The organism is Nocardia asiatica NBRC 100129 (genome assembly GCF_000308415.1).
GTDB lineage: Bacteria > Actinomycetota > Actinomycetes > Mycobacteriales > Mycobacteriaceae > Nocardia > Nocardia asiatica.
Genome location: NZ_BAFS01000270.1, coordinates 1 through 12,134, shown reverse-complemented (window position 1 = coordinate 12,134; position 12,134 = coordinate 1). Strand labels below are relative to the sequence as shown.

The 12,134-nt window shown below is 67.4% G+C and carries 10 protein-coding genes and 1 pseudogene; all 11 read left to right on the top strand.

What is annotated here, in order from left to right:
• Window positions 1-111 precede the first annotated feature (111 nt).
• The gene (locus ON27_RS25495; RefSeq protein WP_051046989.1) at window positions 112-906 is read left to right on the top strand and encodes an MlaE family ABC transporter permease; all 795 of its coding nucleotides are present in this window, start codon (window positions 112-114) and stop codon (window positions 904-906) included.
• Between the two features lie 3 nt (window positions 907-909).
• Window positions 910-1,773 (top strand): MlaE family ABC transporter permease, encoded by an 864-nt coding sequence (locus ON27_RS25490; RefSeq protein WP_043733069.1) that lies wholly within the window; start codon window positions 910-912, stop codon window positions 1,771-1,773.
• Window positions 1,770-3,119 carry an MCE family protein gene (locus ON27_RS25485; RefSeq protein WP_043733067.1) on the top strand — a complete coding sequence of 450 codons (1,350 nt, stop codon included), beginning with the start codon at window positions 1,770-1,772 and terminating at the stop codon, window positions 3,117-3,119. Before ON27_RS25490 ends, ON27_RS25485 begins: the two co-directional genes overlap by 4 nt.
• Window positions 3,116-4,192 (top strand): MCE family protein, encoded by a 1,077-nt coding sequence (locus ON27_RS25480; RefSeq protein WP_043733065.1) that lies wholly within the window; start codon window positions 3,116-3,118, stop codon window positions 4,190-4,192. Before ON27_RS25485 ends, ON27_RS25480 begins: the two co-directional genes overlap by 4 nt.
• Complete coding sequence (locus ON27_RS25475) at window positions 4,192-5,202, top strand: MCE family protein (RefSeq protein WP_043733062.1); 1,011 nt, start codon at window positions 4,192-4,194, stop codon at window positions 5,200-5,202. Before ON27_RS25480 ends, ON27_RS25475 begins: the two co-directional genes overlap by 1 nt.
• Window positions 5,203-5,239: 37 nt before the next feature.
• A complete protein-coding gene (locus tag ON27_RS25470) occupies window positions 5,240-6,472 on the top strand; it encodes an MCE family protein (RefSeq protein WP_043733075.1) in 1,233 nt (410 codons plus the stop codon).
• 53 nt (window positions 6,473-6,525) lie between these two features.
• On the top strand, window positions 6,526-7,707 hold the full coding sequence (locus ON27_RS25465) for an MCE family protein (RefSeq protein WP_051046990.1): 1,182 nt from the start codon (window positions 6,526-6,528) through the stop codon (window positions 7,705-7,707).
• Entirely contained in the window at window positions 7,704-8,945 is a 1,242-nt protein-coding gene (locus tag ON27_RS25460) for an MCE family protein (RefSeq protein ID WP_043733056.1), read from the top strand. The genes ON27_RS25465 and ON27_RS25460 overlap by 4 nt, the downstream gene beginning before the upstream one ends.
• Before the next feature lie 106 nt (window positions 8,946-9,051).
• Window positions 9,052-9,786, top strand: coding sequence for a hypothetical protein (locus ON27_RS25455; protein ID WP_083887807.1), 735 nt, complete (start codon window positions 9,052-9,054; stop codon window positions 9,784-9,786).
• A gap of 10 nt (window positions 9,787-9,796) precedes the next feature.
• Window positions 9,797-10,540, top strand: a complete 744-nt coding sequence (locus ON27_RS25450) for a hypothetical protein (RefSeq protein WP_043733053.1) — start codon at window positions 9,797-9,799, stop codon at window positions 10,538-10,540.
• A 409-nt stretch (window positions 10,541-10,949) separates the two neighbouring features.
• Window positions 10,950-12,134 (top strand): annotated as a pseudogene (locus ON27_RS25445) (DNA-directed RNA polymerase subunit beta); the annotation flags it as partial.

Genomic DNA, 12,134 nt, shown 5'->3' with positions numbered 1-12,134 from the left:
CGACGACACGCAGGTGATGGCGTACAACAGCGGCGACCTGGCCAACTATCAGGGCGGCGCGTACGACACCACCGTGCGACACAACACAACTAACGGGTAACATCTGCGATCGTGAATTCGACCCTGGCGCGATTGCGAACTCCCCTGGAGTCGGGGTTTGCCCAGGCCGGCAATATATTTGCGCTGCTCATCGATGTTCTGCGCAAGACATTCCGTCGCCCTTTCGAGTGGCGGGAGTTCATCGAGCAGTCGTGGTTCATCGCCAGTGTCTCGATCCTGCCCAGCGCGCTGGTCGCTATTCCGTTCGGCGCGGTCGTGGCATTGCAGACCGGCTCGCTCATCAAGCAATTGGGCGCGGAGTCCTTCACCGGCGCGACCAGTGTGCTGGCAACCGTCCAGCAGGCGGCTCCCGTCGTCACGGCCCTGATCATCGCGGGCGCGGCCGGGTCGGCGGTGGCCGCCGACCTCGGCTCACGCACCATCCGCGAGGAGATCGACGCACTGGAAGTGCTCGGCGTGGATCCGGTGCGGAAGTTGGTGGTGCCCCGCGTGATCGGCATGATGCTGGTCGCGCTGTTGCTCAACGGCTTGGTCTCGGTGGTGGGCATCGCGGGCGGGTATTTCTTCAACGTGCTGTTGCAAGGCGGCACCCCGGGCGCCTACCTCGCGTCGTTCTCCGCTCTCGCGCAATTGCCGGACCTGTGGATCGGTGAGATCAAGGCGGCGGTGTTCGGCTTGCTCGCCGGCGTCATCGCCGCGTACAAGGGCTTGCATCCCAAGGGGGGCCCGAAAGGAGTCGGTGACGCGGTGAACCAATCCGTGGTGATCACATTCATGGTGCTGTTCTTCGTGAACCTCATCCTGACCCTGGTGTATCTCCAGGTCGTCCCGGCCAAGGGCGCCTGACCGATGGCCACGTCGTACCGAACCCCGGTCGCCAAGTCCATGCGCCGGGCGGGTGAACTCGCTCGTATGCCGCTCAACGTCATCGACCGCGCGGGCGAGCAGATGTCGTTCTACACGCGGGCCATCGCGTGGATCCCACGGACCGCAGTGCACTACCGCAAGGAAGTCATGCGGCTGCTCGCCGAGGTCACCTTCGGCACCGGCGCGCTGGCGGTGATCGGCGGCACCATCGGCGTGATCGTGTTCATGTCCGGCTCCGTCGGTGTCGTCGTCGGACTGCAAGGCTTCAAGGCCCTCGACGCGCTCGGCAGCTCGGTGCTCACCGGCTTCCTCACCGCCTACATCAACACCCGCGAGATCGCGCCGCTGGTCGCGGCTCTGGCGTTGTCGGCGACGGTCGGTTGTGGTTTCACCGCGCAGTTGGGCGCCATGCGGATCTCCGAGGAGATCGACGCGCTCGAGGTGATGGCGGTGCCCGGCATACCGTTCCTGGTCACCAGCCGGGTGATCGCCGGGTTCCTCGCGGTGATCCCGCTCTACATCGTCGGGCTGCTCGGCACGTTCCTGGCGTCCCGGATGATCAGCATCTGGTTCAACGGGCAGTCCAGCGGGTCCTACGACCACTACTTCAGTCTGTTCCTGCCACCGGAGGACGTGCTCTATTCGTTCCTCAAGGTGCTGGTCTTCGCGTTCGTGATCATCATGGTGCACTGCTACTACGGATTCCACGCCACCGGCGGACCGGCGGGCGTCGGCGTCGCGGTCGGCCGCGCGGTCCGCGCCGCGATCGTCCTGGTGAACATCCTCGACTTCTTCCTCAGCCTCGCGATCTGGGGCACCACCACCACGGTGCGGGTGGCCGGATGAGCCGCACCCAGACCTGGCGCTCGACCGAGAAACTGCGTATTCGAGTACTGGGCATAGCTTTCTTCGTCGTGGTCGCGTTGTTCCTGTGGGTCACCGTCGCGATCTACAACAAGCAGTTCGTGCGGACGGTGCACGTCGACCTGGTCACCGACAGCGTGGGCAACGCGCTCACCCGCAACGCGGACGTCAAGGTGCGCGGCATCAACGTCGGCGAGGTGCGCTCGAGCAAGTCCGAGGGCGGCGAGGTGACCTTGAACCTCGCCATCAATCCGGAGAAGGCGCAGCAGATCCCGGCGAACGCGACCGCTCGCCTGCTGCCCAAGACACTGTTCGGCGAGCGTTACGTGGACCTGGTGATCCCGGAGGACCCCAGCCCGCAGCACCTCACCGACGGCGTGACGCTGCGCCAGGACGTCAGCGGCAACGCCGTCGAGTTGAGCAAGCTGCTCGACGACCTGCTACCGCTGCTGCAGTCCATCCCGCCGCAGGATCTCGCCGCCACCCTGGGCGCGCTGTCCCAGGCGCTGGCCGGTCAGGGCTTCGCGCTCGGCCAGACCGTGGACAAGCTGGACGAGGCATTCCGCCAAGTCAATGTCGTGCTGCCGGACCTACAGGCGGACCTGCGCAGTTTCGCCGAGGTGGCGGCCACCTACTCCGATGCGGCGCCGCAGCTGATCCAAGCCCTGGACAATCTGCGCACGACCAACGCCACCATCGTGCAGAGGCGCACCGACATCGACCTCCTATACGCGACGCTGACGCCGACCTCGGCCACCACCACCGAGTTCCTGATCGCCAACCGCGACAACATCATCGACGTGGCCGCGGACGCCCGTCCCGCGCTGGAACAGTTGGCGTACTATTCCCCCAACTACGCCTGCTCGCTGGCGAACTTCGCGCAGCTCAAGCCGCGCATCGACCGGATCTTCGGCAAGGGCACCGACCAGCCCGGCTCCCGGGTGACCATCGAACTCACCAATACCCGCGGCAAGTACCTGCCCAACCAGGACGAGCCGCGCTGGCTGGACCCCAGAGGGCCGTGGTGCATCCCCGAGATGCCGCTCGGTGTCGACCCCGGCCAGTACACCGGCGGCCCGAACAACGACGGCTCCTACGCCGTCCCCAGCCGCAACCCCGGTGACCAGGAGATCGGCCATTTGGAGCCGCCCCAGTTCGGGGTCCACCCGGCGAGCAAGATGCCGACGATCGCGGGTTCGCCCATGGAGCAGCAGTCGCTCGGCGCGATCTACGGCGCGGCCAACGGTGTCGCCCCGGATCAGGTACCCGGCTGGGTGACCAGGGCCGGCGCGCCCGCTTTCCGCGGAAGCGAGGTGAGCGTGCGATGAAGGAGCGGCTACGCGGCCTGGGCGGGTCGCTGACCAAGCTGATCGTCTTCGTCGTGGTGACGTTGTTCGTGACCACGATGCTCGCGCTGTCCATCGCCAACTACAGCGGCGGCGGCACCGGATTCAAGGCCAGGTTCAGCGACGTCACCGCGCTCAACCCCGGCGACGAGGTCCGCATCGCGGGCGTCCGGGTCGGAAAGGTCACCAAGGTCTCGATCGTGGACAAGCGCGTGGCCGAGGTGAGATTCGATCTCACCGACCGGGACTGGCTGCCCGCCTCGACCACCGCCACGATCAAATACCGCAACCTGGTCGGCCAGCGCTACATCGCGCTGGAGCAGGGCACGGGCGAGCAGGGCCGCAAGCTGAACGAGGGCGGCACCATCCCGCTGGAGCGCACCAGGCCCGCGCTGAACCTGACCACGCTGTTCAACGGCTTCCGCCCGCTGTTCCGCACGCTGACCGCCGACGACGTGAACAAGCTGTCGTTCGAGATCATCCAGGTCTTCCAGGGCGAGCAGGGCACCATCCGCGATCTGGTCGCCAGCACGGCGAATCTGACCAACAAGATCGCCGACAAGGACGCCGTGATCGGTGAGCTGACCCGCAATCTGACCGCCGTGCTGGACACGGTCAACCGGCGCGACGACCAGTTCGACCAGTTGATCGTGAACACCGAAGCGCTGATCAGCGGCTTGAACGCCGAACGCGACACGATCGGGCGCTCGGTGACCTCGCTCGCCAACCTGACCTCGGCCACATCGGATCTGCTCGTGCCGGTGCGTCCGACGCTGCAGGGCTCCATCGCGGGTCTGAGCCAGCTGACCGGCACGCTCGACGAGCGGCAGGACGAGGTGAACGAAGCGCTGTACAACCTGCCGCTGAAGATGGAGAAGCTCGGTCGCGCCGCCAGTTACGGCTCGTGGTTCCAGTTCTATCTGTGCGGGATCGACCTCGTCGTCGGGCCGGGCGCGGTCGACGCGCCGCAGCTGAACCTGCCCGCCGGTCTGCCGACGATCAACCAGCCCTTGTACACCAACGCGGCGCCGCGCTGCCATGGGAAGGCTCGCTGATGGACGACCGCATTCTGCTCGGCAAGCGCAGCCCGGCCTTCCTCGGCGCGCTCGGCATCGCCGTCGTGCTGTTGGTGACGGTCTCGGCGTTCTACCTCGACCGATTGCCGATCATCGGGGCGGGAACCAAGTACACCGCGGAATTCAGCGAGGCGGCCGGTCTCAAGAAGGGCAACGAAGTCCGGGTCGCGGGCGTCAAAGTCGGCTCGGTGTCCGACGTCCGGCTCGCCGGGGACCGGGTGCTGGTGGACTTCCGCACCAAGGACACCTGGATCGGCGACGCGACCACCGCGTCCATCCAGATCAAGACACTGCTCGGGCAGAAGTTCCTCGCGCTCGATCCGCGCGGTTCCAAGCCGGCCGATCCGAGTTCGCGGATCCCGCTCTCGCGCACGGTTTCCCCGTACGACGTGGTGGACGCGTTCACTGACGCGGCGCGCACCATCGATCAGATCGACACCGCCCAGCTGGCCAAGAGCATGCAGGTGCTGTCGGAGGCGTTCGAGACGACCCCGCCGGAGATCCGCGGCTCGATCGACGGCGTCGCCCGTCTGTCGGAGACGCTGGCCAAGCGCGACCAGGAGCTGAAGAAGCTGTTCGCCGCGACCAGGCAGACCACCCAGATCCTCGCCGATCGCAACGCGGAGTTCGAGCGGCTGCTGGCCTCCGGCGGCCAGTTGCTCGCCGAGCTGAACATCCGGCAGCAGTCCATCAGGCAGTTGTTGTCCGGCGCGCAGACGGTTTCGGCGGAGCTCAGCGCGCTCGTGCACGACAACGAGGAACAGATCGGGCCCGCGCTGACGAATCTGCGCGCCTCGATCGATCTGCTCAACGCCAATCAGCAGAACATCTCCAAGACCCTGGAACTCGCGGCGCCGTTCTACAGCCTTTACGCCAACGTGCTCGGCACCGGCCGCTGGTTCGACGCGGTGATCGTGAACGTGCTGCCGCCCGCGCTGCCCGAAATCCCCGGCTACCGTCAGCCGATCCGCACCTTGGGAGGTAACTGACGTGGCGGACAACTGGCGTAGCGACCCGGTCGGTGCGGTGCGCGGTTCCAGTCGCGGCGCCAAGGTGGGCCTCGCGCTGGTCCTGGTGCTCGCCGTGCTGGTGGCGGTGGTGCTGTGGTGGCTGTTCAACCGGCTGACCACCACCAGGATCACCGCGTACTTCGATCGTTCGGTCGGCATCTACGAGGGCTCGGACGTGCGGATTCTCGGCGTTCCGGTCGGCTCGGTGGATTCGGTGGAGCCGCAGGGCGATCAGGTCAAGGTCGTGATGAGCGTGAATCGCGAGTACGACGTGCCCGCGGGCGCGCGAGCCGCTCAGATCACGCCCTCCATCGTCTCCGACCGCTACATCCAGCTCACCCCGGCCTACACCGACGGCCCGAAGATGGCGCGAGAGGCGACCATCCCGCGCGAGCGCACGGCCACGCCCGTCGAGGTCGACCAGCTGTACAAGAGCATCACCGAGCTTTCCGAGGCGTTGGGCCCGAGCGGCGCCAACGCCGAGGGCGCGGTGAACGAGTTGGTGCGCACCGGCGCGGCGAACCTGGCGGGCAACGGCGAGGCGCTGGCCGACAGCCTGACCCAGTTGTCCAGGGCGGCCCGCTACCTGTCGGACGCACGCGGAGACATCTTCGACACGGTCAAGAATCTGCAGGCCTTCATCACCATGCTGGCCCAGAACGACCAGCAGGTGCGGCAGTTCAACACCCAGCTGGCCGACCTGTCGACCTTCCTCGCCCAGGAGCGGCAGGATCTCGGCGCGGCGCTGCATCTGCTGTCGATCGCGCTGGGCGATGTCGCCCGGTTCGTCGACGACAACCGGGATCTGATCGCCAGCAACGCCGAAGGGCTGATCCAGCTCACCCAGACGCTGGCGGATCAGCGCAACGACGTGGCCGCCCTGCTGCCGGTGCTGCCGGTGGCGTTGAGCAACTTGATCAACGTGCACAACGCCGAATCGGGCACCCTCGACATGCGCGCCAACTTCCCGGAACTGCAGGACCCGTTCGGCGCGGTGTGCAAGATGCTCGATCTGTCCAAATTGATGCCGGGCGATCCCAAGTTCGAGGCGCTGGGCAGGCAGATGCGCCCGATCCTGGACCACTGCAAGGAGATCACCGACCAGATCACCGCCGGGGTGCAGACCCCGACGCTGAACCTGCCGTTCGGCATCCTCAGCGGCGAGAACCAGCAGCGCGACCCGGTGCCGGGGACGGTGCCCGGCACGCCGTCGGACCGGCTGCCGCCGTCGCAGGGAGGGGAGCGATGAGCATCGGATTCCGTCGCGCCGCGAAGGGACTCGGCGTCGCCTTGGCGCTGGGTATGTCCGCCGCGCTGGTCACGTCGTGCGCCGCCGACGGCATCTACAGCGTGCCGCTGCCGGGCGGTGCCGATGTGGGCGAGCGCCCGATGCACATCGACATCCAGTTCGACGACGTGCTCGACCTCGTGCCGCAGTCGGCGGTCAAGGTCGAGGGCGTGCCGGTCGGCCGGGTCGAGAAGATCAGCATCGGCTCCGACCAGTGGACCGCCACCGTGCGCACCCTGGTCAACTCGTCGGTCGACCTGCCCGCGAACGCCCGCGCCGAGGTCAGGCAGTCGAACCTGCTCGGTGAGAAGTTCATCGAGCTGTCGCGGCCCGCCGCCGATCCGGAGCCGGCCCGCCTGTCCGACGGCTCGGTCATCCCGGTCGACCGCACCCGGCACGCCACCGAGGTCGAGCAGGTACTCGGCGCGCTGTCGCTGCTGCTCAACGGCGGCGGCGTCGCGCAGTTGCAGCCGATCGTCACCGAGCTGAACAAGACCCTCGGCGGCCGGGAGGACCGGGTGCGCTCGCTGATCGAGCAGGCGAACACGCTGATCGGCGGCCTGAACGAGCAGGTGGACGACATCACCCGCGCGCTGGACGGCCTCGACGTGCTCAGCGCCCGGGTCAGCAGGCAGACCGATCAGATCGGCAAGATCCTCGACGAGCTGCCGCAGGGCATCAAGATCCTGGAGGAGCAGCGCCCGCAACTGGTCGGCCTGCTAGCCCAGCTGGACCGGCTCGGCGAGGCCGGTTTCGACGTGCTGAACACCTCGAAGGACGATCTGATCCGCGACCTCACCGCCCTGCGGCCGACGTTGCAGGAGCTGGGTCGTTCCGCGCCGGATCTGGTCGCGGCCGTTCCGTTGATCCCGACCTACCCGTTCCCCGACTCGGCGCTGGAGAGCACCTTCGGCGGCAGCGTGAACACGTGGTTGTCGGTGGACCAGCAGATCGGCGTGACGCTCGGCAATCTCGGCGTGGGAAAACCCGACCCGGTGTACATCCCGCCGGTCGGCCCGCCCGTGCCGGTGAACCCGACCAATCCGTACTACAACGGCAACGGCCCGCGCCCGGGCTGGCCGACGGTGTCGATCCTGCCGCTGCCGCCACTGATGGCGCAGCCGCCCGCGTCCGGCGTGCCCGGCCCGGTCGGGGCCATCCTCGAGCAACTCGGCGTAGGGAGTGGTCCCCGATGACCCGTCTGGTGCGGTGGCAGCTCCTCGCGTTCGTGGTGATCGCGGTGCTCGGCGTCGTGTACGTCGGCGGCAAGTACATCCGGCTCGATCACCTGTTCGGGCTCAACGAGTACACGGTGAAGCTGCGCGCGGCGCAGACCGGCGGCATCTACAAGGGCGCCGAGGTGACCTATCGCGGCGTGCCGGTCGGCCGGGTCGGCGCGCTGGAACTCACCGGCGACGGCGTGGTGATGAACCTCGTCATCGACTCGAGTTCGCCGAAGATCCCAGCCTCGGCGAAGGCCGTGGTCGCCAACCGATCCGCGATCGGCGAGCAGTACGTCGACCTGCAGCCCGACTCCGACGCGGGCCCCTACCTGCGCGACAACTCCGAGATCACCTCGGCGACCCTGCCGGTGCCGGTCGAGGAGCTGCTGTCGAGCGTGGACACCTTCGCGGGCTCGGTGGACCTGAACGCACTCAACACCACGATTCGCGAACTCGGCAAGGCGTTCGACGGCAAGGGCGACGACCTGCAGGTGTTGATCGACTCGCTCAACAAGTTCACCGAGACCTTCCACGCGACGCTGCCGCAGACCGTCCAGCTGATCCGGGACGGCCGCGTCGCCCTGGGCACCCAGGCCGAGCAGTCCTCCGCGATCCGCGAATTCAGCGACGGCCTCGACGAGCTCACCGACCAGCTGCGCTCCAGCGACCCAGACGTGCGCAGGCTGATCGGCACCGGAACCGACGCGGGTGAGCAGCTCGGCGCGCTGATCGAGGAGAGCGGCGGCTCGCTCACCCAGGATCTGGCCAACCTGCGGCTGCTGCTGCAGGCGATCTCGCCGAAGTTCTACGCGATCAAACCCTTGCTGCAGATGCTCCCGCAGCTGTCGATCGGCGGGTCCTCCACCGCCCCGGGCGACGGGACCAGCCACTTCGGTCTGGTGCTGGAGACCAACAATCCGCCCACCTGTACCGTGGGTTACGAGGGCACGTACCGGATTCTGGAGCAGATGAAGGCGCAGAACCCGGACTTCGACGATACGCGCGACGAATTCCCGTTCAACAAGGACGCCAAGTGTCTGGTGCCGTTCGGTAATCCCACCGCTGCGCGCGGTGGCGAGCGAGCCGAATACGCCGACCCGGCCATCGTGCAGCCCTGGGACTCCAACCCCAAAACCGATCCGGAAAAGCTGAACCTGACTCCGGTCGCCGTGCAGTTGTCGACCCTGCTGGGGGTCACGCCGAAGCGGTGACCAGGAGCAATGACGTTAGGGTGTCTCGCGTGACTGACTGGAGCGAGCGAACCACGGGCACGCGGCCCTGGAGCGCTGTCGAGCCGAGCGACGGCGGGGTGCTGTCGTGACCGCCGATCCGACCGAGAAAGCCGAGGCGGCGCCGCAGGACGACTCGGGCACGGCGCAGACGTCCGCACCCTCCGCCGAGCCGGACGCGGGCGGTCGGGAAGCCGCTGCCGAACGGGCAGGCGCCGAGTCCGAGCACGCGGGTGGCACGTCCGCGCTCGGCAGCGTGGCCTTGGCCGCTTCGGTCGCGCTGCTGGCGGTGGCCGTGATCGCCGCCGCGTGGTTCGGCGCGGGCTGGGTGCGCGCCGCGTTCACCGACGGTCCGCGCGCCGACGCACGCGACACCGCCCTGGACGCCGCCCGTCAAGCCGCGCTCAACATGACCTCGATGAACCTCGACGACGTGCCCGGCTCGCTGGCGCTGGCCCGATCCTCCATGACCGGCCCGCTGCTGGACTCGGCCACGAAGAACAAGGACCAAGCTGAGCAGCTGGCTCAGCAGAGCGGGATCGGGATGACCTCGAAAGTCCTCGGCGCCTCGCTGACCTCGCTCAACAGCGAGGAGGACAAAGCATCGGCCCTGGTCGTGCTGCAGGTCACGGAGAACGGCAAGGACAAGCCGCCCGCCGACTACCGCTACACCTGGACCGTCGACCTGGCCAAGGACGGCGCGGTCTGGAAAGCCGAGCAGATCTCCTCGCTCAGCCAGCCGGTGCTTTTGAGTGGCGGCCCCGCCCAGCAGACGCCCGCTCCGGCGGCCGACCAGCCCGCCGCGCCGAAGCCGGGATCGTAGGAGGACACCCATGACGTCGCGTCGACCGGTCAACCGCGTCACCTCCAAGCGCAGGCCCGCCACGGAAACGGCGCGGGCCGGGGCCACGCGGGTCGAACGGCCCGCGAAGGGCCGTAAACCACGCGTCGCGGGCGCTGCCCGGCCCACCGCCGACCCGGGGGCCGCGCATGCCGGACAACCTCTCGCCGCGGCTGGATCGTCGCGGTGGCGGGGTTCCGCGCCGCGGAAGCCGAATGACGATCGCCCGCGTCGGCCACGAGCGGGGCGCACGCGCTGGGGCGTGATCGCGGCCATGCTGATCGCGGCGATCCTGCTGGGCGGTTTCGCGTGGCTCGCGGCGCAGCGGCCGGGGGTCGACACGTCGAATCGGGCCTATGTGGACAACGAGGCCACGCAGGAAGTGCGGGCAGCCGCCGACAATGCCCTGCGGGCCGTCTACGCCTACGACGTGAAGAACATCGACGGCTATCGGGACACGGCGAAACAAGTGCTCACCGGAAAGATGCTGGCCGATCTGGACAAGTACGCCGATACCACCATTTCGGCGGTCAAGCAGGCGCAGACCAGTGCCGACGCGAAGGCCGATCCGATAGCTGTGACGTTGCTCACGCGGGATCGCGCGGAGCTGATCGTCAATCTGGTGGTCAGCGCGACCAAGGACGGCGTGGCGCAGCAGAGCGTCGCCGGACCCGTGGTCCTGCACATGCAGAAGGTGGGCGGACGCTGGCTGGCCAGCGACATCGTGGACCAGTGACGGCCGCCGCGAGGGCCGGGATGACGCAGCGCGGCAGGCGATCTCGCCGGCGCTCCCGCCGGGCCTGCCACTTGACGAGTTTCGCCCGAACCGTCACGCTATTCACAACAGCGGCAGCTGTCACAGTGGCTTCCAGCGCACCGCGGCTCACGACGCAGCCAGCGAATTCGGCCCGGCGCGCCAGCCATGCGGACGATCACACGGGTGGTACTTTGACACCCCCGTGTACTTGGGTGTAGGTTTGGACGTTGCGCTGGCTGCCTCCTGTCCATACCTCGATTCGCACACGTAAGTCCCACCCTTCCGGTGTTACTTCCGTTGGTGCCTGTTCGAGTTTCGTTCGGGTCGTAACCAGCGGAATTCGTAGCAGACAAGCGACGGTCGCGGACCACCACGCGACGCGCGTGAGGTGCTGGAAGGACGCATCTTGGCAGTCTCCACCCAGACCAAGGCAGTTGCCGGAATCCCCGGAGCCCCGTTGCGGGTGTCTTTCGCGAAGATCCGTGAACCCTTGGAGGTGCCCGGACTTCTCGATCTACAAACGGAATCGTTCGCCTGGTTGATCGGTTCTCCGGATTGGCGTGAGCGCGCGGCCGCTCGCGGCGACGTCGGCCTAGTCGGAGGCCTCGAGGAGGTACTCGAGGAGCTGTCCCCGATCGAGGACTTCTCCGGCTCCATGTCCCTGTCCTTCTCCGACCCGCGCTTCGAAGAGGTCAAGGCCTCGATCGACGAGTGCAAAGACAAGGACATGACCTACGCGGCTCCGCTGTTCGTCACGGCGGAGTTCATCAACAACAACACCGGTGAGATCAAGAGCCAGACGGTCTTCATGGGTGACTTCCCGATGATGACCGACAAGGGCACGTTCATCATCAACGGCACCGAGCGCGTGGTCGTCTCGCAGCTGGTGCGTTCGCCGGGCGTCTACTTCGACCACAGCGTCGACAAGGGCACGGAGAAGGACCTGCACAGCGTGCGGGTCATCCCGTCGCGCGGCGCGTGGCTGGAGTTCGACGTCGACAAGCGCGACACCGTCGGTGTCCGCATCGACCGCAAGCGCCGCCAGCCGGTCACCGTGCTGCTCAAGGCGCTGGGGTGGACCACCGAGGAGATCGTCGAGCGGTTCGGCTTCTCCGAGATCATGATGTCGACCCTGGAGAAGGACAACACCGCCGGTCAGGACGAGGCGCTGCTGGACATCTACCGCAAGCTGCGCCCGGGCGAGCCGCCGACCAAGGAGTCCGCGCAGACCCTGTTGGAGAACCTGTTCTTCAAGGAGAAGCGCTACGACCTGGCGCGCGTGGGTCGCTACAAGATCAACAAGAAGCTGGGCATCCACCTGGGCGAGCAGGTCGTCGGTTCGGTGCTGACGAAGGAAGACATCGTCAACACCATCGAGTACCTGGTGCGCCTGCACTCCGGCGACAAGACCATGACCGCCCCCGGCGGGGTCGAGGTGCCGGTGGAAGTGGACGACATCGACCACTTCGGCAACCGTCGCCTGCGTACCGTGGGCGAGCTGATCCAGAACCAGATCCGGGTCGGCCTGTCCCGCATGGAGCGCGTGGTCCGCGAGCGGATGACCACCCAGGAC